Source organism: Robertmurraya phoenicis, assembly GCF_047302285.1.
Lineage (GTDB): Bacteria > Bacillota > Bacilli > Bacillales > Cytobacillaceae > Robertmurraya.
Genome location: NZ_CP154845.1, coordinates 4505192 through 4528092, shown reverse-complemented (window position 1 = coordinate 4528092; position 22901 = coordinate 4505192). Strand labels below are relative to the sequence as shown.

At 37.1% G+C, this 22901-nt stretch carries 25 protein-coding genes and 2 pseudogenes; 16 read left to right on the top strand and 11 right to left on the bottom strand.

Features of this window, described 5'->3' with window-relative positions:
* Positions 1-143: 143 nt before the first annotated feature.
* Positions 144-701 carry a 6-phospho-3-hexuloisomerase gene (gene hxlB / locus AA0X71_RS22490; protein WP_413357502.1) on the bottom strand — a complete coding sequence of 186 codons (558 nt, stop codon included), beginning with the start codon at positions 699-701 and terminating at the stop codon, positions 144-146.
* A gap of 8 nt (positions 702-709) precedes the next feature.
* Positions 710-1342: a 3-hexulose-6-phosphate synthase gene (gene hxlA, locus AA0X71_RS22485; protein WP_031538336.1), complete on the bottom strand. Its 633-nt coding sequence runs from the start codon at positions 1340-1342 to the stop codon at positions 710-712.
* 203 nt (positions 1343-1545) lie between these two features.
* On the opposite strand from hxlA, the gene AA0X71_RS22480 reads away from it, so the two are divergent.
* From AA0X71_RS22480 to AA0X71_RS22445, 8 genes are all read left to right on the top strand, one after another.
* Positions 1546-1911: a winged helix-turn-helix transcriptional regulator gene (locus AA0X71_RS22480; RefSeq protein ID WP_031538335.1), complete on the top strand. Its 366-nt coding sequence runs from the start codon at positions 1546-1548 to the stop codon at positions 1909-1911.
* Between the two features lie 474 nt (positions 1912-2385).
* Positions 2386-2550: a hypothetical protein gene (locus AA0X71_RS22475; protein ID WP_413357501.1), complete on the top strand. Its 165-nt coding sequence runs from the start codon at positions 2386-2388 to the stop codon at positions 2548-2550.
* Between the two features lie 96 nt (positions 2551-2646).
* The gene (gene zwf / locus AA0X71_RS22470; RefSeq protein ID WP_413357500.1) at positions 2647-4119 is read left to right on the top strand and encodes a glucose-6-phosphate dehydrogenase; all 1473 of its coding nucleotides are present in this window, start codon (positions 2647-2649) and stop codon (positions 4117-4119) included.
* A 198-nt stretch (positions 4120-4317) separates the two neighbouring features.
* Positions 4318-5211 (top strand): phosphogluconate dehydrogenase (NAD(+)-dependent, decarboxylating), encoded by an 894-nt coding sequence (gene gnd, locus AA0X71_RS22465; protein WP_031538333.1) that lies wholly within the window; start codon positions 4318-4320, stop codon positions 5209-5211.
* Positions 5212-5557: 346 nt separating this feature from the next.
* Positions 5558-6049 carry a hypothetical protein gene (locus tag AA0X71_RS22460; RefSeq protein ID WP_031538332.1) on the top strand — a complete coding sequence of 164 codons (492 nt, stop codon included), beginning with the start codon at positions 5558-5560 and terminating at the stop codon, positions 6047-6049.
* Between the two features lie 240 nt (positions 6050-6289).
* Positions 6290-7627 carry a glucose-6-phosphate isomerase gene (locus AA0X71_RS22455; protein WP_031538331.1) on the top strand — a complete coding sequence of 446 codons (1338 nt, stop codon included), beginning with the start codon at positions 6290-6292 and terminating at the stop codon, positions 7625-7627.
* Between the two features lie 204 nt (positions 7628-7831).
* On the top strand, positions 7832-8398 hold the full coding sequence (locus tag AA0X71_RS22450) for a recombinase family protein (protein WP_066154495.1): 567 nt from the start codon (positions 7832-7834) through the stop codon (positions 8396-8398).
* A gap of 89 nt (positions 8399-8487) precedes the next feature.
* Entirely contained in the window at positions 8488-9171 is a 684-nt protein-coding gene (locus tag AA0X71_RS22445; protein WP_413357499.1) for a DUF4158 domain-containing protein, read from the top strand.
* A gap of 5 nt (positions 9172-9176) precedes the next feature.
* Here AA0X71_RS22445 and AA0X71_RS22440 read toward each other — a convergent pair.
* Positions 9177-12142 (bottom strand): annotated as a pseudogene (locus tag AA0X71_RS22440) (Tn3 family transposase).
* Positions 12143-12289: 147 nt separating this feature from the next.
* Between AA0X71_RS22440 and AA0X71_RS22435 the strand changes: the two are divergent.
* On the top strand, positions 12290-12865 hold the full coding sequence (locus AA0X71_RS22435) for a recombinase family protein (RefSeq protein ID WP_001169292.1): 576 nt from the start codon (positions 12290-12292) through the stop codon (positions 12863-12865).
* Positions 12866-13114: 249 nt separating this feature from the next.
* Here AA0X71_RS22435 and AA0X71_RS22430 read toward each other — a convergent pair whose 3' ends face one another.
* Positions 13115-13567 (bottom strand): hypothetical protein, encoded by a 453-nt coding sequence (locus AA0X71_RS22430; RefSeq protein ID WP_413357498.1) that lies wholly within the window; start codon positions 13565-13567, stop codon positions 13115-13117.
* 361 nt (positions 13568-13928) lie between these two features.
* On the opposite strand from AA0X71_RS22430, the gene AA0X71_RS22425 reads away from it, so the two are divergent.
* The 6 genes and pseudogenes from AA0X71_RS22425 to AA0X71_RS22400 all read left to right on the top strand — a co-directional run.
* Positions 13929-14231 (top strand): N-acetylmuramoyl-L-alanine amidase family protein, encoded by a 303-nt coding sequence (locus AA0X71_RS22425; protein ID WP_017697717.1) that lies wholly within the window; start codon positions 13929-13931, stop codon positions 14229-14231.
* Complete coding sequence (locus AA0X71_RS22420; protein ID WP_413357497.1) at positions 14164-15198, top strand: spore germination protein; 1035 nt, start codon at positions 14164-14166, stop codon at positions 15196-15198. Before AA0X71_RS22425 ends, AA0X71_RS22420 begins: the two co-directional genes overlap by 68 nt.
* 114 nt (positions 15199-15312) lie before the next feature.
* Positions 15313-15951, top strand: coding sequence for a Ger(x)C family spore germination C-terminal domain-containing protein (locus tag AA0X71_RS22415; protein ID WP_413357496.1), 639 nt, complete (start codon positions 15313-15315; stop codon positions 15949-15951).
* Positions 15952-16383: 432 nt separating this feature from the next.
* Positions 16384-16899, top strand: coding sequence for a hypothetical protein (locus AA0X71_RS22410; RefSeq protein ID WP_413357495.1), 516 nt, complete (start codon positions 16384-16386; stop codon positions 16897-16899).
* 106 nt (positions 16900-17005) lie between these two features.
* Positions 17006-17479 carry a hypothetical protein gene (locus tag AA0X71_RS22405; protein ID WP_413357494.1) on the top strand — a complete coding sequence of 158 codons (474 nt, stop codon included), beginning with the start codon at positions 17006-17008 and terminating at the stop codon, positions 17477-17479.
* A 203-nt stretch (positions 17480-17682) separates the two neighbouring features.
* A pseudogene (locus tag AA0X71_RS22400) lies at positions 17683-18074 on the top strand (PLDc N-terminal domain-containing protein); the annotation flags it as partial.
* Positions 18075-18447: 373 nt separating this feature from the next.
* Here AA0X71_RS22400 and AA0X71_RS22395 read toward each other — a convergent pair.
* The 7 genes from AA0X71_RS22395 to AA0X71_RS22365 form a co-directional block, all read right to left on the bottom strand.
* A complete protein-coding gene (locus tag AA0X71_RS22395) occupies positions 18448-19308 on the bottom strand; it encodes a DUF421 domain-containing protein (RefSeq protein ID WP_413357493.1) in 861 nt (286 codons plus the stop codon).
* A 31-nt stretch (positions 19309-19339) separates the two neighbouring features.
* Positions 19340-19546 (bottom strand): DUF1657 domain-containing protein, encoded by a 207-nt coding sequence (locus AA0X71_RS22390; protein ID WP_413357492.1) that lies wholly within the window; start codon positions 19544-19546, stop codon positions 19340-19342.
* Positions 19547-19558: 12 nt separating this feature from the next.
* A complete protein-coding gene (gene spoVAE, locus AA0X71_RS22385) occupies positions 19559-19909 on the bottom strand; it encodes a stage V sporulation protein AE (RefSeq protein ID WP_413357491.1) in 351 nt (116 codons plus the stop codon).
* A 2-nt stretch (positions 19910-19911) separates the two neighbouring features.
* Positions 19912-20925: a stage V sporulation protein AD gene (spoVAD, locus tag AA0X71_RS22380; protein WP_413357490.1), complete on the bottom strand. Its 1014-nt coding sequence runs from the start codon at positions 20923-20925 to the stop codon at positions 19912-19914.
* The gene (gene spoVAC / locus AA0X71_RS22375; RefSeq protein WP_017695333.1) at positions 20925-21404 is read right to left on the bottom strand and encodes a stage V sporulation protein AC; all 480 of its coding nucleotides are present in this window, start codon (positions 21402-21404) and stop codon (positions 20925-20927) included. The genes spoVAD and spoVAC overlap by 1 nt, the downstream gene beginning before the upstream one ends.
* A 17-nt stretch (positions 21405-21421) precedes the next feature.
* Complete coding sequence (locus AA0X71_RS22370) at positions 21422-21877, bottom strand: YhcN/YlaJ family sporulation lipoprotein (RefSeq protein ID WP_031538351.1); 456 nt, start codon at positions 21875-21877, stop codon at positions 21422-21424.
* 78 nt (positions 21878-21955) lie between these two features.
* Positions 21956-22162 (bottom strand): DUF1657 domain-containing protein, encoded by a 207-nt coding sequence (locus tag AA0X71_RS22365; protein WP_017695330.1) that lies wholly within the window; start codon positions 22160-22162, stop codon positions 21956-21958.
* Positions 22163-22521: 359 nt separating this feature from the next.
* Between AA0X71_RS22365 and AA0X71_RS22360 the strand changes: the two genes are divergently transcribed.
* The gene (locus AA0X71_RS22360; protein WP_162837599.1) at positions 22522-22695 is read left to right on the top strand and encodes a hypothetical protein; all 174 of its coding nucleotides are present in this window, start codon (positions 22522-22524) and stop codon (positions 22693-22695) included.
* Positions 22696-22901: the final 206 nt, after the last annotated feature.

The window sequence follows — 22901 nt, the reverse complement described above, 5'->3', positions numbered from 1 at the left end:
TCCGGCCATAGAAGGGACTGAATCAGAGGCTATTTTTTCTTTCCTGTATGGACTGTGTTATTTGTAATATGCAGTAAAGACCGCAATTCATAAAAGAAATAAATGCGGTCTTTACGATGTTTCCATATTTTTTAAAGTGTACTCTATTCGAGATTGGCATGTTTGCCGTACATTTTAGTAGAGTCTAAGCCTTTTTTTTCCATAAAACACAAGATCAATGCATCATAAAATAATAACATCGTTTGCTCAAAAAGTGACCCCATTGGTTGTATGGTCTTATATTCACTTTCAGATTGATCTTTCGGTGATCCAGGCAATTTAATGATAATATCAGCTAATTTTCCAATCGTGGAGTCAGGGGAAATCGTTACAGCTGCGACCGTCCCACCTAAACTTTTTGCTTTTTCAGCGATTGAAACCAAGGTTTTCGTTTCACCTGAACCTGAACCGATGATCAACAAATCACCTTTTTCTAAATTTGCTGTTACAGTTTCACCGACTACATAAGCATCGATCCCCATGTGCATCATTCTCATCACGAAAGATTTGCCCATAAATCCAGATCTGCCCGCACCTGCAACAAAGATTTTTTTGGATTCCAGAATCTTATTAACCAACTTCTCTGCTTCTTCGTCAGAGATTAAGTCGACTGTCCGACTTAATTCTTGAACGACTTCAGCTAAATATTGAGTAGTTTTCATAGTTATAATTAACCTTGTTTAATTAATTCTTGCATTTTAGCTGCAACTGCTTTTTTATCGTCTTTGCTTGTGATACCGCCACCTACGATGACAAGATCTGGTTGTACTTTAATCACATCTGGAAGTGTTTCTAATTTGATTCCGCCTGCAATAGCAGTTTTCGCATTTTTTACAACGCTCTTAATGGTTGCAAGGTCTTCGAAAGAATTTTTTCCTACAGCTTGAAGGTCATAACCTGTGTGAACGCAGATATAATCTACTCCTAGTTCATCCAGTTCTTTCGCACGACCTTCAATGTCTTTAACTGCGATCATATCAGCAAGGATTTGTTTACCTTGTTTTTTTGCTTCTTCTACAGCACCTTTAATGGACTCGTCTTCAGCTGTACCAAGAATGGTGATGATGTCAGCGCCTGCTGCAGATGCTTGGCTAACTTCATATCCAGCTGCATCCATGATTTTAAGGTCAGCTAATACAGTTAAGTTAGGGAAGGCAGCTTTCACTTCCTTTACTGCTTTAAGGCCTTCATTAATCACAACCGGCGTGCCGATTTCTACAACATCTATATGATTTTCTACTTCTTTCACCAATTCAATGGCTCCTGGAATATCTACAAGATCTAATGCTAATTGTAATTTCATTTATTACTCGCTCCTTATATAATAGTATATTGTGCCGTATAGCTTTCTTTTGCACAGTGTTATTGTATCCAATTGATAGCTATTTACTAACGGTATGATACTCAGTATACTGGGTATGTTACTAAATTAAAAGTATGCACTTTTTTATCATATAGTAACAAAAAGTATACTATTGGACATAATAAGGGTTGGAGGTGAAATGAATGCCGAATCTTGGGGAAAAAGTGTTTAATTGTGAAAAAGAATTGACTCTTTCGATTATTGGCGGAAAATGGAAAATGTTGGTATTGTGGCATCTAGGAAAAGAAGGAACCAAACGTTTTGGTGAACTAAAGGCCCTCATGCCGGGTATCACTCAAAGAATGCTTGTTAATCAATTGCGCGAACTTGAAGACCATTTGATTGTTCATCGTGAAGTCTATCCTGTCGTTCCACCAAAAGTTGAATACTCACTCACTGAGTATGGAAGAAGTCTGATGCCTATTCTGGATGCTATGTATGACTGGGGTAAAGATTATATTGAGAATGTATTGGAAAAAGAAACAGAAAACAAATCGTCTATTCAGTAGAAAAAAGAGTTTCTCCTAGGGGTTCGAAAAAGTGTAAAAAAGTTCATATACTAACAAACCACGGTTAGCTATCTTAATAAAGATGCTGTCCGTGTTTTTTTATATCTCTACGTATTTAAAAGGTTGAAAAAACACAACATTTAAACACAACATTTAATAAAAGAATCAGTTACTAAAAAGCCAAGGGCAGCGAATCTTGTATAATCGCTGTCCTTGGCTTTTCACTCTTGGTATTGGATTCAAGTTTATAGTATTATTTTTAACACTATGTTATACCAATGTGTCTATATGTTAATAAAGTGCGTACTTTCAAAAGTATAACATACGTAATATACTGATTTTGCTCAAGTAATAGCGAGCTTAAAGAATACTACCAAACCTTAAGGGAATACAGCTACAAGCATGGTGAGATGAAGTGAAACTTCATTTAATAATTTATACATGTTGTTGCTTTTTACGAAAGGAGAGATCCGCATGGAAAGGTTCAAAACTAAGCATCGAAAAGTTTGTGAAAGATGTCTAATCATCACCATAAATAATGAAACCTGTCCAAAATGTGGACATTCTCAATTAAGAGATATCATTATTACCGGACAAGCTGGGAGAAATAAACGAAACTTACATCCAAAAGTAGGATAACGCAATAGCGAAAATCCTTGTTGTTTTGTAGGGGAAACGAAGAAAATCAGACATTTTTCTATTTGAAAATGCTTTGAAAAAGTGGAGGAATGAAAAGTGGATTCTATGACGTTTGTCTTATTTGGGGCAACTGGGGATTTAGCTAAGCGAAAAATCTACCCTGCCTTGTTTAATTTATATTTGAATCAAAAATTACCAGATTCTTTTTTGATCATTGGTGTAGGAATAGACGAAATGTCTGATGTTGATTTTCAAAACCATGTAACAGACTCGCTATACACTTTTTCTAGACACTTGATAAATGATAAATCCGAAAAACAAGAGTTTGTAAAGGCATTTCGTTATTGCCAGTTAGATTTCACGAATGCTGAAGGGTATAAGAAGTTAGTTGAAGTCGTTCAACAAAATGAAAAAGACCAGAGTATTGAAGAGAATCGAATGTTTTATCTTTCTGTTGCTCCTGAATTCTTTGATGTAATTGCTTTGAACATCAAGGAGAGTGGATTAGGCTCGACAAAAGGATGGAAACGATTAATGATCGAAAAACCATTTGGGCGTGATTTAAAATCTGCTCAAGATTTAAATGAAAAACTAAGCAAAGCTTTTGAAGAAGACGAAATTTTCAGGATTGACCATTATCTTGGAAAACCGATGGTTCAAAACCTTGAAGCTTTAGAATTTGCCAACCCTGTGCTGCAATCACTATGGAACAATCGGTATATTGCCAATGTGCAAATAACGGCTAGTGAAACGGTTGGTGTAGAAGAGAGAGCTAGTTATTATGAAAAAGCAGGGGCTATTCGTGATATGGTCCAAAATCATATGATGCAGCTGTTGATGATGACGGCCATGCATCAGCCAAAACAGATGAGCACGAACGATATCCGTACAGTGAAAAGAAAAGTTATGGACTCTCTTCGGCCTGTACAGAAAGATACTGTAGGTATCCACGTTGTTCGTGGTCAATATGGACCGGGGGAAATAAAGGGTAAACCTGTAGTCGGATATTTAGAAGAACCTGGAGTGAATGCTTCTTCCACAAACGATACATTTGTGGCTGCTCGTTTATGGATTGATAGTTCATTCTGGGATGGGGTGCCATTTTATATCCGGACAGGAAAAAGAATGAAGGAAAAGTCGACGCGGATTGTGATTGAATTCAAGAATCCAACGAAAGATGTGTATACTAACGAGAATCAATTTGCAGAACCCAATCTATTAGTTATCAAAGTAAGTCCAAATGAGGGTGTGTCGATGCAATTAAATAGCAAAAATTTAACAAATGGAAATTTGGAGCCGATAATTGTTGACTTCTCAGCAAGTACAAAAGACATACCAGAAGCTTATGAACTCTTAATATTCGATGCTCTGCGTGGGGACTCTACCTTCTTTGCTCATTGGGACGAAGTTGAATTATCTTGGAAATGGGTACAGCCCGTTTTAGAGGCGTTTGAGGAAAATGCCCTTCCACTCCACCTATATCAAGCCGGTTCGATGGGGCCACAAGCTGCTTCGCAATTATTGGAGGAGGATGGTTTTAAATGGTGGGAAACTAGGGGGGGAGTTTAATCCGCAGCTCCCTGGAAGGCTATTGGTATGAAGAGAGCAAACCGAGGTTGGATTTGACAGATAATTGTTACGCGATTTACCCAAGGAACTTAAAGTATTTGTTGAATCCTTATGGTTCCATAAGGAGACCATGAAGAACAACAAATGGGTAGCATAATAATACACGCTATTTTTTGTAATTTAAAGGAGGAAACTCAAGTGAAAGTAGGATTAATTGGATTAGGGAAAATGGGTATGAACTTAGGAAAAAACTTAATTGACAATAAACACCGTGTAATGGCGTTTGATCTAAATACAAATACTATTGAAGAAATTAAAAAATATGGAGTTGAAGGAGCATCCAGTTTACAAGATCTTGTTCAATCATTAGAAAAGCCACGAGTTGTTTGGATAATGGTCCCACACTCCGTCGTTGATTCAGTTATTAGTGAAATCACACCATTTCTAAGTGAAGGAGATATCGTCATTGAAGCTGGTAATTCGCATTATAAGGAATCAATTCGTCGTTACGAACAGTTGAAGAAAGTTGGAGTGAGCTTTATGGATGCCGGTACTTCTGGGGGGATGGAAGGTGCTCGCTATGGTGCTTGTTATATGATTGGTGGAGATCCTGAAGCATGGAGCATTGTCGAGCCGATTTTTAGAGATACAGCTGTAGATAATGGGTATTTATATGCTGGGAAATCTGGTAGTGGCCACTTCTTAAAAATGGTCCACAATGGAATAGAATACGGAATGATGGCCGCCATTGGTGAAGGATTCGAAGTCCTGGAAAAAAGCGATTTCGATTTTGACTATGAAAAAGTGGCACGGGTGTGGAATAACGGTTCTGTCATCCGCTCATGGCTCATGGAATTGACAGAACGCGCATTTTCTAAAGATGCAAAATTAGATGAAATTAAGGGCATTATGCATTCTTCTGGGGAAGGGAAATGGACAGTTGAAACCGCTTTGGATCTTCAAACAGCTACCCCTGTTATCGCTATGTCTTTACTAATGCGTTACCGTTCATTAGACAATGATACATTTACAGGTAAAGTGGTAGCTTCCCTTCGTAATGAATTTGGCGGACATGCTGTGGAAAAATCATAAAGTCATCTGCTGTATATGTCTTTCGTTAAAATGAGCCGGAAATTCATTGGATTTTTAGTTTGGTATATCCCAAAAATTGGTAGATTTACTTAAGTCGTTGATAGTGCTAACTATGTTGATTGAAGCGGAAGGAGCGAGACGCCTCGAAAATGCATTCACATTTTCTCGTGCGGTGCCTATTCACGGATGATGATTCAACGTCCTGTGGGAAAAACAGGACAAGGGAGACCCCGCAGCCGCACAGCGCCGAGGAGGCTCCCGGATCGCCCGCGGAAAGCGAGCACCTGGAGCCAACAGACAAGTTTAACAGAGCCAAAAAAATAAAACAATATTGAGGTGTGACATCATGAACGTATTGGATGCAAAAATCATTAACACACAATATGGTTTAGAAACCTATTTAGACATGGTGAAGAATATCGAAGTAAAAGAACTCCATTCTCCATCAGATAATGAGCCCTTTTATGAAATAGTATTAGGGATAGAGTATTTTCTTCTAAGGGACGGAAAATATTATGATAGTGAAAGGAATTATTTTCGGATTCAAATGAGCGAAGATTTTAATTCAATCACGTTAAGAGAGACAGATACCGAAAGTTTATTTGCTGTCAAAACCGAACACGAGAGAGACTCAACTAAGCTACTGGTTGGAGAATGGCTTATAAAAACCAATGCTTTCAAGCAAGTAATAAGTGAACTGATCCAACAAAAGAAAATGGAGAATGTTCAAAATGAGGGAGACACTCGAAAAGTATTAGGAACGATAAGATTCTTGGAAATATTACTTGAAATCAAAACAGAAGACATACTAAGTGCCGATGTAGAGAGGGACCATTGAGTTTTCTTAATACTAACTATCTTTTAATGTACGCTATTGATAATTACACGGTCCCACTAAGGATTTTTCAAAATTGAAAAGGGGGAGTTTAAATGTGTTTTTAAAAACTTCCCTTATATACTGTAGAAAAGGAGAATGCACTAACATGAAACGTTTTACTATGCCGAGAGATCTTTTTTACGGAGAAGGATCTCCGATTGAAGCAGCTAAGCTAAATTTGATTGAAAGGGGAAGTAATGTATGACTATTTCGTTTGATTACTCCAATGCATTAGCATTTATGAAAAAGAGTGAAGTAGATAATCTAAGTGAATTTGTAAAAGTGGCTCATAAAATGCTACATGAAAAAACAGGCCCCGGCTCTGATTATCTTGGTTGGGTCGATTTGCCACTAAACTATGATAAGAGTGAATTTGAAAGAATTAAACAAGCTGCTGAAAGAATCAAGAAACATTCAGACGCAATGGTTGTAATTGGTATTGGTGGTTCGTACCTGGGGGCAAGATCGGCTATAGAATCTCTGTCCCATAGCTTTCATAACCAGATGAACAATAAGACACATGTTTATTTTGCCGGTCAGAATATCAGTTCTACTTATATATCTCATTTATTTGAACTATTAGAGGGGAAAGATATCTCTGTTAACGTCATTTCTAAATCAGGAACAACGACAGAGCCAGCCCTTGCTTTCCGTATTTTCCGTGACTATATGGAGAAAAAATACGGAAAAGAAGAGGCGAGAAAACGTATTTTTGCTACTACAGATCAGAAAAAAGGCGCATTAAAAAAGCTTGCGGACGAAGAAGGATATGAAACGTTCGTTATTCCGGATGATGTTGGTGGAAGGTATTCTGTGCTAACAGCAGTTGGTCTCTTACCAATTGCCGTAGCAGGACTTGATATTGATCATATGATGGAAGGGGCAGCAGCAGCAGCCCGTAAATACAACAATCCTGATTTATTGACAAATGAGAGCTATCAGTATGCTGCGGTCCGAAATGTACTCTACAATAAGGGAAAAGCAATTGAAGTGCTTGTTAACTATGAGCCCTCCCTTCACTACGTATCGGAATGGTGGAAGCAGCTGTTTGGGGAAAGTGAAGGAAAAGATCAAAAGGGGCTATTCCCTGCTTCCGTTGATTTTTCAACGGATTTGCATTCCATGGGGCAATATGTACAAGAAGGTCGACGAAACCTTTTAGAAACGGTTTTACAGATTAAGAAACCTCGAATTGAAGTGACTATTCAGGAGGATCCAGAAAATATTGATGGATTAAACTTCCTGGCAGGTAAGACGATGGATGAAGTCAACAAAAGTGCATTTCAGGGTACCCTTATGGCCCATATAGATGGAGAAGTACCTAATCTCGTGATTGAACTGGATGAAATGAATGAATACACTTACGGTGAGATGGTTTACTTTTTTGAGAAGGCATGTGGGATTAGTGGCCATCTATTAGGAGTTAACCCATTTGACCAGCCTGGAGTCGAAGCATACAAGAAGAATATGTTTGCTTTACTTGACAAACCTGGTTTTGAAGCAGAAAAAGCTACTCTCATGGAGCGTTTATCAAAATAATTATATCTGATTGGTTTTGTATTAATAAAAAGATTGTTACCAAAAACCATATTTTTTGTAACAATATTTATGAGAAATACTGATGCTTGATTTTACTAATTTTATAGGTTACCAAAAATAATTACCAAAAGTTTTACCAAATACTTTTACAAAAATGATGTCTCTTGTACAATTAGATTATTAAATTGTGCAGGAGGCTTCTTTATGATAATCGGTTATGCTCGAGTTTCGACAGTTGACCAAAATTTAGACCGACAAATTATATTACTTTCTGAGTACGGCTGTGAAAAAATGGTTCAAGAGAAATTTACTGGGACTACAAAGGATAGAGATGGACTTAACTCATTGCTAGATGTAATAAGGAAAGGTGATACCGTTGTAGTAGAAAGTATTTCACGCTTAGGGAGAAAAACACTTGATATTCTTTCTATTATTCAGCAATTCGAGGATACTGGTGTAAAGTTCGTTTCTATTAAGGAGAACATGGATACAAGAACATCAACGGGAAAAGCCATGTTTCAAATGATGTGTGTCATCGCAGAGTTAGAAAGAAATTTAATTGTAGAAAGAGTTAAAGAAGGGTTAGAAGCGAGTAAAAGAAGAGGAAAAAAACTAGGAAGGCCTAAAGTGGATCAAGGGAAAATTGAAATAGCCTTGAGGATGTATGACAGTAAAGAATACTCGGTAAAAGAAATTGTAGAAGGTACAGGACTTTCACAGGGATCATTATATCGAGCGATTAATAAAAGAAAACTAGTAGAAGCAAATTAAAAATCTCTTATATTTTTAGGGAATTATGTGACGGACTAGGGCAGCTACTCAGTCACCACCCCCAACTTAATTTGAATGGAGTTGGTAATTTGGCATCTATAGAACGTACGGCTTATCCAAGATTTAAAAAACGTCCTACTTCAAAAGAACTTCGTGATGTTTACTCCCCTACACCTGAAGAAAACCAATTTGCGCATAAAGTTGCTAGAGGACCTGTTTCAGTTCTAAGTCTATTAGTTATGTTAAAGTCTTTCCAACGACTTGGTTACTTTCCTCGACCGAAAGATATTCCTGTAGAGATCATGATTCATATTCGGACCTGTTTGAATCTCTCTGCTAGTGTTGAACCGAATTACAATAGTAAATCAATTTACCGACATCAAAAAGCAATTAGAGATTACCTCAATGTACGTCCTTATGGAAAAGAAGCCTTACATATTGCAACTACTTCAATTTATAAGGCTACACAGGTAATGGACAATCCAGCCGATCTTATCAACGTATCCATTGAAATATTAATAAAAGAAAGGTGTGAATTACCTGCTTTTAGTACATTAGATCGATTGGCTCGTCGTATAAGAACATTAGTGAATCACCAGTTATTTAATTCAGTATTTTCAAAATTGACTCCTGAAATTGAGCGAAAATTAGATCAATTACTAGTTGCTAAAAATGATAATCGGACTTCTGAATATAACTTATTAGGGGTACCGTCAGGAAAATGCGGATTTACAACGCTAAGCACATTTTCGGGACGATTCCCCCATTTTTAACAACGTTAAGAAAGTTTTAATGGTCTTAAAGAATCTAACGAGACCATTTTATCTGAATTAAAATGATATTCTCCTAGTAAATTAATATGTTCCCAACCTAGAGGCGACATATGGTGCAATAATTCTTCATTAAAACTATCAGCCTGTTTTTGATATTCAACTGCTTTTGTTAGATGTAAGGTATTCCATATAATGATGGCATTAATGATTATGTTTAAGGCACTGGCCCTTTGCAATTGATGCTGTATGGTGCGTTCTCTAAGCTCACCTTGTTTTCCGAAGAAAATAGCTCTTGCCAACCCATTCATGGCTTCTCCTTTATTCAATCCTCTTTGTATTTTTCTTCTTAATGATTCATCCGATATATAATTCAAAATAAAGATCGTTTTTTCTATTCGGCCCATCTCACGTAAGGCTGTAGCTAAGCTGTTTTGTCTTGAATAGGAACCTAGCTTCCCCATAATAAGGGATGCTGAAACTGTTCCCTCCCTTATAGAATGAGCTAATCGCAAAACATCCTCATAATTTTCTTTAATGACCTTTGTATTTATTTGTCCACGTAAAATGGCTTCTAGTTTTGGATACTCACTTGCTTTATCTATCGTAAATAATTTTGAGTCCGATAAATCCCTTATTCTTGGGGCAAATTTAAATCCTAATAAATGAGTCAGTCCGAATATTTGGTCCGTGTAACCGGCCGTGTCTGTATAATGCTCCTCTATGTTTAGATCCGTCTCATGATGTAACAAACCATCCAAAACATGAATCGCATCTCTTGAATTAGTATGAATAATCTTTGTGTAGTAAGAAGAGAATTGATCACTTGTAAATCGGTAGATGGTGGCTCCTTTTCCAGTTCCATAATGTGGATTTGCATCTGCATGTAGTGATGAAACACCTAGCTGCATTCTCATACCATCTGACGAAGATGTTGTACCGTCGCCCCAATAGAAAGGCAATTGTAATTTATGATGAAAGTTTACTAATATGGCTTGGGCTTTATTCATGGCATCTTCATACATACGCCATTGAGACACATTGGCTAGTTGCTTATATGTAAGTCCGGGTGTAGCTTCAGCCATTTTACTCAATCCGATATTCATTCCCATTCCTAAAAGGGCAGCCATGATAAAGATCGTTTCTTCCTTATCGGGTTTTCGATTATTGGAAGCATGAGTGAATTGCTCATGAAATCTTGTTATATGAGCCACATCCATGAGTAAATCGGTTAGTTTTATTCTTGGTAGCATCTGATAAAGGCTTGCGCTAAACTTTTTTGCTTCTTCTGGAACATCTTTTTCTAAGCGTGCAAGTGACAGCTTTCCTTTTTCAAGAGAAACTCCATCCAACTTGTTGGAATTGGCAGCTAACCACTTTAACCTTTCATTAAGACTGCTGGTTCTCTCTGTTATATAATCTTCGAATGATAAACTAACTGATAATCTTGTATTCTCCTTCGTTTGACTCCATTTATCTTCTGAAAACAAATATTCCTCAAAATCTCTACATTGTCTGCTGCCAACAATGGAAACATCTCCCGCACGAACATGCTCCCGAAGTTCTGTTAAAACAGCCATTTCATAGTAATGACGATTAATTGTTGTACCATCATCCTCGTATAAATGCTTTTTCCATCGTTTTGAAATAAAATCCACAGGTGAGTCATCAGGCACTTTTCGCTTCCCGGATTCGTTCATTCCTCGGATAATCTCTACGGCTTGTAAAAGTGGTTCATTTGCCTTTGTAGAATGAAATTCCAGTACCCTTAATAGCGTTGGCGTATATTTTCTAAGTGAATAAAATCGTTTTTGCAGTAAGTCTAAATAATCATAATCAGCAGGGCGTGCAAGCTCCTGGGCTTCTTCAACCGAAGAGACAAAAGAATTCCATTCGATAACGGATTCTAAAACCTCAAAAACGTCTAATTTTTCCTGTTTTGCTTTGATTAAAGCTTGTCCGATGTTCGTAAAGTGTATAACTTTCTCATTCAGCTTTTTACCGTTTTGTTTCTGAATTTCCTCTTGAGCCTTACGGTCTTTTGATAACAGACTAAGTATTTGTCTATCATGAATTTCAAAAGCTTTATCCGTTAACTCTTGAGTAAGATGTAATAAATAGACGGTTAATATCGAATATCGCTTATTTTCTTGAAAGTCACGGAATGCATATGGCTCATATCTTGAGCCTAAGCGAGATAGTTGTAACAGGCGATTGCGATGCAAATGACTAATTTGTACCGTTTCTAATTCCATTCCTCGTATGTATTCGAGTCGTTCTATTACTTTTAGAAATGTTTCGGGTGAAGGATGACCCGACGGTTCCTTTAACCAACCCAATATCGTTTTGTTGGATTCGGATGGATGCTGCGAAGTAATGATCTCTTCAAGCTTTCCTTTTTGTTCATTTGTAAGAGATTGACTAACAGTATTAAACAGTTTCTTTTCAGCCATTGCCCTTGCCTCCCACACCATTCTTTCAAGTGTAGTAATAGCAGGCAGTATGATTTTGTTTTTTCTTAGAAAATCTATACATTCATGTAGTAGATGTATGGCATCGCCATTTTCAAAAGCTAATTGATGAAGATGCTTAAATGCTATTCGATATTCTCTTAGAGTAAAAGTTACAAAGTCGTATTACTTCGAAGTTCTTTCAAATGATCCCAAAGTGTATTTTCTCTTTGAGGATAAAGACTAATCGAAGATGGAGTGGCACCGATTTGTTTCGATATATAATGTATGACTGATTCCGGGATGCTTTTGATATGAGTGTATGGCCAACCGGGATACCGAAGAACAGCTAATTGAACAGCAAACCCTAAACGGTTTTCTTCTCTCCTTCGCTTATTAACTATTTCTAAATCCCGTTTGGAAAAAGTGAAGTAGGTCCCCAATATCCATTCATCTTCAGGGATTTGCATAAAATCCTGCCTCTGTTCCAGTGTAAGCAATTCTCTACCTCTCGCAATTTTCATTCAGTATCATCCCATTTCCATAATTATTCAGTTAATTAGTTCAATTATATATCAATAGAGTGTACTCTATTGATACAAGTATAGTAGACTGATAAAATCATAGTTAAGAGTGTCTCATAAGACTTGTCTCAAAAACGAGGTGAAATTTTGCAGAAAATCGGTTATGTACGCGTCAGTTCGACTAGCCAAAATCCTTCAAGGCAATTTCGGCAATTGAACGAAATTGGAATGGATATTATTTATGAAGAAAAAATTTCAGGAGCCACAAAAGATCGTGAACAACTTCAAAAAATGTTAGAGGATTTACAGGAAGGTGACATTATTTATGTTACAGATTTAACTCGGATCACTCGAAGTACGCAAGATTTATTTGAATTGATTGATTTAATACGAAATAAAAAGGCAAGCTTAAAATCACTTAAGGATACATGGCTAGATTTATCAGAAGATAATCCATATAGCCAATTCTTAATTACGGTAATGGCTGGTGTTAACCAATTAGAGCGAGACCTTATTCGTATGCGTCAGCGTGAAGGAATTGAGCTCGCAAAGAAAGAAGGGAAGTTTAAAGGACGGTTAAAGAAATATCATAAAAATCACGCAGGAATGAATTATGCAGTAAAGCTATATAAAGAAGGAAATATGACTGTAAATCAAATTTGTGAAATTACAAATGTATCTAGAGCTTCTTTATATAGAAAGCTATCGGAAGGAAAAAAATAAGCATTCATTACTTATATTAAAAATTTCCGGGGATTGTGAAACAACGTACCTAACCAAGTAGGCTATTTCTATAAGGAAGTATCAATATTTGTTTATCTAACTAGGCACGATCATCAAAGGGTTCCGAGTACATTTTAACGGAGATATACGCTAAACTCAGATTTAAAGCAAGGCTGTATTTTTCGAGAACACTTTAAAAAAACAACCTTAGTCACAAAGGAAGGTTGTTTTTATAAAGTCATGGTCTAATTAAAACAATTGCTGTCCCAAGAGCATACTTGAGACTGAAAAGGCACCAGCAGGTGGTAAAACATTAGTATATATGGGAGGTCCCAAACGGGTTGTAAAGGTTGTAGCAATCCAATTTCCGTATTCACCAGCCAGCAAAGAGGGAGGTTTCATTATAAACCGTCCACTTAAAATGAAATGCCGAATGCTTATAGCGGTCTCATCAAATATTGTCAAGTTGCCAAAAAAGGAGGCATATGGTGAATCGAAACTTATTTGTTTAGCGCTTTCGTCCCAATACCCATTAATCTGAATAGGTATACCACGAAAATTAACTGTACCTACTACTTTGTTGTCTACAATGGAATCAATGGTAAGTATACCTCTAATAATGGATCTCCCCGCAATAGAAGCATCAATCCCCCATACGGATGGAAAGGGGATACTAACTTTGGCTGTCTTTGGAATTTTCAAAATTAACCTCTCCTTGATTATTTTATGTATGGATTGGGTTGTATTTAATCATAATCCTGTAGTAATGATACAGTATATGCACAGAGAATCACTTAGGTGTTTTGTTAAGAAAGAAGCATCAATAATCAATCAGCCTACTGTCTAGATGAACAAGAGTTTGCCTGACCCACGAAAAATATGGAACATTAATTGCTGCTCATACATATGGTCTCGCATTTGGAAAATTTCTTAGCTTTAAAATAAATCATCTGATTCAATGAAATGTAATGCCTATCATCACCTATTTTTATATGTATCTCAGACGAATTCCTATACCTCCGTTACTCTTCGATCATATTTTATTTGTACGAGGTGGTGTAAAATGTTTAAATTATATTTAGATCCTGGTCACGGGAGAATGGACCCAGGAGCTATTGGCAATGGGATGCAGGAAAAAGAAATTACCTTAAATATTTCCCATAGCATCCGAAATCTCTTGGAAAACCATTATGAAGGCCTGCAAATTAAAATGAGTAGAACAGCAGATATTACGCGCAGCTTGAAAGAACGTACAGATGATGCGAATGCTTTCGGTACGGGGGCCAAAGGATGGATTTGTGGAAGAAGTGGGAGTCAATGTGGCGTTAATTCGGAAACGAATCAAATCAACCAGCATGGTTTATGAAACGAAAAAAGTAGGCGTTCGCACGAAAACAACCGTTGCAATTCTTTACATGCGTGACATTGTTGATCCTAAGATTGTTCAAGATGTAAAGAATAAATTAGATGATCTTCACATTGACGGAGCGTTTAGCGCCACTCAGCTAGAAGAATTAATGGAACCGACAAAAGCATTGTTTCCTTTGATGGGGTATACAGGCAGAGCAGACTTTACCGTGAACTGTATGCTCAATGGGCGTGTAGCGTTGATTGTGGATGGTACACCGGCTGCGTTGATTGCGCCTGCCAATTTATTTTTGCTTGTGAAAGCACCCGAAGATATCCACTTTACTGCTTTGGCAGCTACATTTGGTCAAACGCTTCGTTTACTTGGCTTGTCCGTATCGCTACTGCTTCCTGCATTTTTTGTTGCCATTCTTTCCTATCATCAAGATCAGCTGCCCTATTATCTACTTGCCACTTTGGGGATTAACCGGTTGGGAATCCCTTTTGATGTGGCAGTTGAAATGTTTATTGCACTTCTCTTCTTAGAAATCCTGCGGGAAGCTGGTATCCGATTGCCTTCTGCGGTCGTCTCCACGGTAACGGTTGTAGGAGGACTTATCCTGGGGGATGCGGCCATTCGTGCTGGATTCTTATCCCCAGGTATCGTTGTCATCGGAGCAATTACACAAATCTTTGGTTCAACTTTATCGAGCCTATCATTGGCTGGAACGATTAGTACCTTACGCTTTTTTCTTTTCATTCTGTCTGCCACGCTTGGCATTTATGGCTTCTTTCTTGGATTATTTATTGTGCTCAGCCATTTAGCCTCATTGCGTTCATGCGGCTTGCCTTACTTGGCCCCAATATCACCTCCATTTAAAGACTTGGCCAACGCTTTGTTTCGATTACCTTGGCCATGGCGAAACACTCGACCGGACATGTTGAAGACACGAGATTCTACAAGGCAAGGGGACAGGCATAAATGAGGAGATATAAAAGTATGGTTGCACTTTTCCTTCTTCTCACCCTTACCGGTTGCTGGAGCAGATATGAAGTGCAAAACATGAACTATGCTATGGCTGTTGGAATAGACTATGTCGATGGCCAATACACCTTGTCTGGACTCAAACGAAAAGGCCAGAACCAGTTATATACCGGAATTATCGCTTCGCAAAGGTCAATGGCAGGAAAGTAATAAACCAAAAGAGCTGCTTAGATATTCTGGCATACATGTATATGATCTACACAATTATTATGGACGAATGGATCTTAAGGATTTGTCGGGAATGCCCTGGCTAAGTACTCACACGATCCGAGTACCTCTTGATTTGTTTGCCGAAGAAAAGCTTGCGGCTGTTCTTGTCGCAGAAAAACCCAAATATGAAGTGACTCCTATTGTGAAATTGAACAAGGCGTATTTCGATATTTCAGTAAAAGTGAAGGCAGGGATCAATGAATTGCATACGGACCTTACCGAAAAGGAACTCACACAAATGGCTCAGGAAAAAATAGAGGAGCAAATCCGCAAAACGTATCAAACTGCTTTTAAGGAGGGTATAGATATTTACAGTTTGGGCGAATCTTTGTATCGCAAACATTCACATCAATGGAAGAGCATTGCCACAGGAAAACAGCAACTCGTTTTAAACCAAGATTCCCTGCGCCATGTAAAGGTTGAGGTGAATATTGTTTACCCTGGAAGATATAAATTACATGAACATGGTGAATCCACCTCGTGATTCTGGCAAGTGAAATTATTAACTCACCTTGCTTCTTCTGCTTAGCGTTGGGGAAGCAAGGTTTTTGTTTCCCAAAAAATAGTTTAACGTTGTAAATCCGCATTTTCCTGACGGAACCCCTTCAGGTTTTAACAAGTTCCTCAGCTTACCTGCTCTTTATCTTTTTGTTAAGAACGTTTTAAAAATGTCTTTATACTTTTAACACCGGCCTTGTTTGCAAAGGAAAATTATACTTGCAGAATGCAACATATTTATCCGTTTGGAAAGAAAACAAAATTTATTTTGTTAAATGAGACAAATGCCTAGTCTAGGGACATAAGTGAAACATACCATAGAATTGTAAATTGGTTTTAAAAGGTATTTAACCTCATTTTACACGCGATATTGCTTCTTTTTTTAGAAGTGAAAAAATTTAAAAAGGGTGATAAAAAAATGGAAGCCCAAACGGAAAACTATAAATATTTATTGGGATGGTGTACCGACATTTATGTTCATTGGGAAAGTGTGAAACCGAAGTTCTCAAAACTCTTTGACTTAAGAACTTTAGAGGAATGGGAAGAGACATGGCGTAATTTAATGAGTAAATTACAAAAAAATTTAACAGTAGACTCTGAGGACTTTGAGACAGCTACAAGTCTGTATGAACAGTGGGAGGTACTATACAAAGAAGCACATCCAAATCTAGAGGGTAATGAATCCGATGAGAGAGAAAATTCGGATCAGGATTTGAAAAGTGAAACATTAATGGCAATAAAGCCTTTTGTTGATTATGGTCTAAAAGAAGTTGCTCTTACTTCCTATGAACATGCGCTAACTGAAATTGCCGCAATGGCCTACCTTCTGGGAAAAGGCTTTGATCAACAAACAGCTTATAAAACCGTTGAATCTTGGGAAATAAATGAAATGTTCGAAACCGAATATGGAAGATTCAAAATGAATAAATATTAAAATAATTTATTAAACTTTCTTTCTTTTTTTAACACTCTGATGTATAGATAGAAATTAAACTTTAAAATCTTGTATTTATGATTATTACGAAACGAGGAATCAACTTTTGCAAACTGCACAGAAACTCATGGTTAGTATACCTTTTCCATCAAAATGGGGTATTTCGGCTTCTATAGCCGGTCGACCCATTATTTGGGGAGTACTCATCATTAATTCTATTACAGGTAATAATAAAGTATTTGGTACAATTAATTTTCGTGGTACACCTATTCAAATTAATGGGTATTGGGAAGAAAACACCAAACAAATAAGATTTGAATCAGCTTATGCCACATTTTCTGGTAACTTAACTATATTTGATGATCCCTCGATTAGCATTCGACATTTTATTTTAAATGGAAGGCTTATTATGAAACCTCCTTCTTTACAAGCAGGCGAGTATGGAACTTGGATTGCTACAACCGATAGATCTCTTACAGGATATCCCGTTAGTAGTAGTACCTTGCCCCCTGTTGGAGTCTTTTTAACATCAAATATACTTAGTCAGATGAAGCAGAATTATGGAAGGTATTGGGGTTAAATAGAAGAATTGTAAAACGAACCTTTTGTTTTTCAATCCATTTCCAACGTTAAAATTCCTTTGACAAAACAAACTAATTACAAAATTATTTAGGATGTCTCACCACTCATGAGAAAATGTCTACCGAACAATTCCTTCGTATTCCAAACGTATACTTACTAAATAGTTTGTATATATTAAGAGAAAAACTAGGGAGGTTTTAATTGGAGTGGATTTTTTTATCTGTATCTGTTAAATACGTTCTTTATGTTATTCATAGCCATTTGGGAAGTTCGTCGGCCTGCCAAGGCTTTGAATTGGATAATAATCGTCCTTGTTTTGCCTGTCATTGGTTTCTGGCTATATCTTAGCATATCAAATCCCAAGCTTATTCATCGGAAGAGATTGACTTCTTCTCATAATGAGTCTGATAAATTGCCTGATATATATAGTGATTCAGCATCGATAATCGCCGATGCTTTACGACCTTTCACTGTGCAAGGGCTTCGAGTCGGCAAGGTCCAAGGTACTAAACAATGGAATAGCAAAATATGAACAACTTATCGAATCCCTACAAAAAGCCCAAAAAACCATTGATCTGGAATATTTCATCTATAATTACTAGAAGAAATTAATGATTTAAAGCGACAAGTCTCAAAATTAGAGGAAGAAAAAGCCGAATTAGACGATCAACTTGGGGTTAGGCCCTTTTAATTCATAAGTTAAATTTCCCCATCCTTTTCGAAATCGGGGTAGGGAAATTAAATAGCAAAAGTGGTTAAAATTAATGAACAAAAAGTGTTCAAAACTACTTGACGGTTACAAAATTCACCTTAGTCCGAAATTGGACTAAGGTTTTTAAACTTTTTTCTTCTCTTTGACTATGCAACTAAATTAATAAAGTTATTAACCCATATATGTTGTTTATTTTTTGTAAGCAATCTTTGGTAAATTTGAAAAAAGATTTCCTTCAAAGGATTGTTATAATTTCAAGCTCTTAAAATAGGGGTCACTTTATCAATAGCTTCTTGTAATTTTTCACTGTTTAACCTATACATTTGTTTGGCCTCCTTTGATTCAGTTCCAAGAGCAAACAGTTCCAAGTCTGCTTGGCATTTTTTTAGGGTTGAAAGAATTAAAGGTCTTTCTTGCGGGGCGGCGACTTGTAACTTATCGTCAAAAAGATCAACTGTTAATTCTCCAAAAGAATTAATCTGTCCAAGAAAAACATTTTCAACCGTAACCCCTAGTTTTTCCAATTCAGTGTGTAACCAGGCCCGACTTCGTCCAATCGTGGCAAGTGGTTCATCCATTATGACACCATCCATGATGACAGTATGGGGCTCTTTAATCGAAGGAACAGATAAATTTAAATCCTTTGCTGTTAAAGGTTGGTTCTCCTTTTTTAGCATGACGGATAAATCTCCTGTTGCCTCTAATACAGCAAATTCAACATCAGCTACCTGATAGACATCCTTTTTTCGGAGTAATTCTAACAATTCATCAGTCGTGTATCTTTCTTTTTTTAAGTTATCTTCCATGATTTTTCCATCTTTTATAAATACAGTTGCTTTCCCTTCTATAAAGTTACGAAAACCTTTGCTTTTTAAGGAAATTAAACCAGCGAAAAAGGGTATAGCAGCAAAGATGATAATTCCAATGATTCCGTGAAAAATGTTTCGTTCAAGTCCCATAGCCACTTCTGCGCCAATACTTCCAATGGAAATACCAGTGACATATTCAAAGAAAGATAGTTCAGAAATTTGCTTTTTCCCTAACCACTTTGTAATGAAAAATAAAACAGCAACAAAGATTGCTGACCGTACAGCAATATCTAACCATTCAGGCACTGCTTGCCACCTCCTGATAAAATAATTTCTCTTAAAATCCTTTGTATTGCAATTCTTCTCGTTCCAATTCTCCAACTCGTTTTTTTAAATCGGTCACTACTTCATGTATAATCATCATGGTTTCATGTAACGTACGTTTTGAGTCAGAGTCCTGAGTCCGCAATGCTAAACTTGAGAGACTAGCTTCTACCACTTTAAGGCTGGCAAGTGACTGCTTTACATCTGATGCAATTGTCATTCAATATTCTCCTTATCCTTTTGGTTTAAATATCAAAGCACCAATCATTCCGAAAACAATGGCTGCTGAAACACCAGAACTTGTTACTTCAAACATCCCTGTAAGCACGCCAACTAATCCATGTTTTTCAGCTTCTTGCATGGCACCATGTACAAGGGAATTTCCAAAGCTTGTAATAGGGACGGTAGCTCCTGCCCCAGCAAAGTCAATCAGGGGTTCGTATAACCCAAACCCATCTAAAAGGGCACCAATCACTACAAGGGCACTTAAGGTATGTCCGGGAGTCAATTTAAAAACATCAAACATAATTTGTCCAATGACACAAATTAAACCGCCTACGACAAAAGCCCAAAAATAAATCATGTTTAATGTTCACCTCCGCATTCAATTGACACTGCATGGGCGATACAAGGAATCGTTTCGTTTTGCTGAAAGGACAACGGTGAAAGCAAAGCACCTGTAGCCACAACTAACATTCGTTTAAATTCACCTTTTTTCATGCGGTTTAATAAATGCCCATAAACTACCGTTGCTGAACAGCCTGCACCGCTTGCCCCTGCAAGAACGGGTTGTCCTTCCCGATAAATCATAAGGCCACAATCTTGGTATTGTTCTTCACTAATAGGAGTTCCATGCTTTTTAAATAGATCCATGGACACTTCCTGTCCGATTTGGCCAAGGTCACCGGTTACAATTAAATCGTAATAAGATGGCTCAACATTTCGTTCCTTTAAATGGGCTTCAATGGTATCAACCGCAGCTGGCGCCATAGCTCCTCCCATGTTAAATGGATCTGTCAGACCCATATCAATCACACGGCCTATTGTAGCAGAAGTGACACGAGGTCCATCCCCAGAATCACTTAATAGGGCCGCACCGGCACCAGTAACAGTCCATTGTGCCGTAGGAGGTTTTTGTCCACCATACTCAGTTGGATACCGAAATTGTTTTTCAACAGCTGTATCATGACTAGATGCTCCTGTTAATAAATATTTAGCTCCTTTTGTATTCACAATATAAGCACCTAGAGCCAGTCCTTCCATAGACGTAGAGCAGGCACCGAATAAACCAAAATACGGAGATCCAATTGTTCGACTGGCAAAACTTGTCGGAGTTATCTGGTTGATCAGATCCCCAGCTAGGATAAATTGAACTTGATCTTTTTGGATGCCCCCTTTTTCCATGGCTTTTTGACAGGCTTCTTCAAAAAGGACTTTATGTGCCTTTTCATAGGAATCCTGACCAAGCCATAAATCAGCATGAAGGAGATCGAAATCTTCTGCGATCGCTCCGTTTGCTTCAAATGGTCCTCCAACTGTTCCAGTAGAAAGTATCACAGGTTTGTGTTCAAAGATCCATGTACGATGACCTGCAAGCATTATAAACCACCCCACTGGATTAAAATGGTCTTGATGAGGGCAATGACAAAAGCAGAAAAAACACCAAATAAAATAACCGCCCCTGCTAATTTAAACATGTTGCCGCCTACGCCCAGTACAAATCCTTCGGAACGATGCTCAATGGCAGGTGATATGACCGCATTGCCAAAACCAGTTACGGGTACAGCTGTTCCAGCCCCTCCAAATTGGGCCATTCGATCATATACACCAAAACCAGTAAGAAGCATCGTAATAAAAATTAACGTACCCACTGTCGGATTTCCGGCCGTTTGCTCAGTAAAATCAAAAAAATAAATGTAAAAGTCAGAAATACACTGACCGATCAGACAGATAAGTCCACCAGTTATAAAGGCCTTTATACAATTTTTAACAACCGGTCTTTTAATCTCTCGTTGTTTTTGCAATTTTTGGTATTCCTGTTGCACAGGAGTGAGTTGTTTCTTTTGATTATTAGACATAACTCGTTCCTTTCTCTTTATGTTTGTTCCTTCATAAGACTTTTCAGTTTATTTAAATCCTTTTTTAAGTTTTTCTCATTCGTATCGTTTTTTTTTAGTCTCTGTTCTATGTTTTCAAGTTCCCAGAACATTTTTTTATCACTCGAAACAAATACTTTATGATCGGGATACATTTTTTTTAAGTCAGATTTAACTGACTTCTCGATATTTTTTAATCGGAAACGGTTGAAATTTCCGACTTTAATCGCTACTAAAAGCTCATTATCTGTATTCACAGCCTTTACATCCGAAATTTCTTCCTTAGTGATAATCTTTTCTTTAGCATGATTGGCAACAGATTGATCAATTGGTTTACTTGTATGTACTTGTGAAATACTCAAATCATTATTATTATCTAACTGATTTTGGTTCCCGTTACACCCTGAACCCATTCCGATAAGGATTAAAATGAAAAATAATATTTTCACTTTCATGAAATCACCTCCATGTTTTACCAGTATAGGGATGCTCAAAAAAGGTTGGCCTTTCAACCAACCTTTTCGCCATACTCATTATTGTTGTTTGTATTGAGGTTCTTCTTGTTCGATTTGTTGAACACGTGGTTCAACATTATCAATAACGGATTGGGTTTGTGTAGCAGCATCTTGATAAAGTTTCTTAGCTTGTTGATTATCCGTACTGAGAGCAAATGTTTCAAAGCTAGCTTGAGCGCTTTTTAATCCAGCTAAAGCTGTTTTAACGTCATTTATGACTGTCATGAATAACACCTCCTATGATTTGACAGTAATATGGTGCTAAATAAAATATAAATTTATTCATTTATTTTTATATATAAATGAATATTTAAAAATTCAAATATGAAATATTTTAAGGTTTTTGGTAAAAATACATTTTGTAAGTAAAATTCTGCGAGAGGAAGGGTAGTGAAAATTGAAAATCAAGCTTTTTTAAAAAAGTGATTAAAGTTCAGTTGATTTATTCATGGGTTACAGTGAGTTTTAGTCCAAACATAGACATATATGCTTTTTGTTTTGGAAATGGAGTAATAGTTGCAGGTTTGTGTTATTAAATTATTTAACATAAGAAAGTGGAAAATTATCAAAGGAGAATAGGAAGTATGTATAAAGATTATAGTGAAATGGTTTTAGGACCAAAACCACGAGCTAGACAAAAGAATTTTTTTGGAAGTTTAGAGGATAGTTTTAAAAATCCTATTATACATAAGGAAATTCATCGCGATAAAGTTTATGTTCCCTTAGATCTAAGTAGGGTTTGGGACAGGATACATTAAAATAAGCATTTTCATTTGTATAGCAACTTCTAGGGTAATTGAGGGACAAGGTGAAAGGACACTTTCGTTTTAGGGTAATAGAATTATCCTAAGTGTTAGAGTAGCCAATAGGGACAATGCCCCTATGTCCCACCCACGTAAACTGAAGGACATTTACATCAATTTATTGAGGTGTCTCATGAGAAAAGGTCAATCAAAACAATTCC

Bases quoted from the DNA above. Each gene is read 5' to 3' on its own strand.
- hxlB (WP_413357502.1), bottom strand. From the start codon at position 701: ATGAAAACTACTCAATATTTAGCTGAAGTCGTTCAAGAATTAAGTCGG.
- hxlA (WP_031538336.1), bottom strand. From the start codon at position 1,342: ATGAAATTACAATTAGCATTAGATCTTGTAGATATTCCAGGAGCCATT.
- AA0X71_RS22480 (WP_031538335.1), top strand. From the start codon at position 1,546: ATGCCGAATCTTGGGGAAAAAGTGTTTAATTGTGAAAAAGAATTGACT.
- AA0X71_RS22475 (WP_413357501.1), top strand. From the start codon at position 2,386: ATGGAAAGGTTCAAAACTAAGCATCGAAAAGTTTGTGAAAGATGTCTA.
- AA0X71_RS22460 (WP_031538332.1), top strand. From the start codon at position 5,558: ATGAACGTATTGGATGCAAAAATCATTAACACACAATATGGTTTAGAA.
- AA0X71_RS22455 (WP_031538331.1), top strand. From the start codon at position 6,290: ATGACTATTTCGTTTGATTACTCCAATGCATTAGCATTTATGAAAAAG.
- AA0X71_RS22450 (WP_066154495.1), top strand. From the start codon at position 7,832: ATGATAATCGGTTATGCTCGAGTTTCGACAGTTGACCAAAATTTAGAC.
- AA0X71_RS22425 (WP_017697717.1), top strand. From the start codon at position 13,929: ATGTTTAAATTATATTTAGATCCTGGTCACGGGAGAATGGACCCAGGA.
- AA0X71_RS22415 (WP_413357496.1), top strand. From the start codon at position 15,313: ATGGCCAATACACCTTGTCTGGACTCAAACGAAAAGGCCAGAACCAGT.
- AA0X71_RS22410 (WP_413357495.1), top strand. From the start codon at position 16,384: ATGGAAGCCCAAACGGAAAACTATAAATATTTATTGGGATGGTGTACC.
- AA0X71_RS22390 (WP_413357492.1), bottom strand. From the start codon at position 19,546: ATGACAATTGCATCAGATGTAAAGCAGTCACTTGCCAGCCTTAAAGTG.
- spoVAE (WP_413357491.1), bottom strand. From the start codon at position 19,909: ATGATTTATTTTTGGGCTTTTGTCGTAGGCGGTTTAATTTGTGTCATT.
- spoVAD (WP_413357490.1), bottom strand. From the start codon at position 20,925: ATGCTTGCAGGTCATCGTACATGGATCTTTGAACACAAACCTGTGATA.
- spoVAC (WP_017695333.1), bottom strand. From the start codon at position 21,404: ATGTCTAATAATCAAAAGAAACAACTCACTCCTGTGCAACAGGAATAC.
- AA0X71_RS22370 (WP_031538351.1), bottom strand. From the start codon at position 21,877: ATGAAAGTGAAAATATTATTTTTCATTTTAATCCTTATCGGAATGGGT.
- AA0X71_RS22365 (WP_017695330.1), bottom strand. From the start codon at position 22,162: ATGACAGTCATAAATGACGTTAAAACAGCTTTAGCTGGATTAAAAAGC.
- AA0X71_RS22360 (WP_162837599.1), top strand. From the start codon at position 22,522: ATGTATAAAGATTATAGTGAAATGGTTTTAGGACCAAAACCACGAGCT.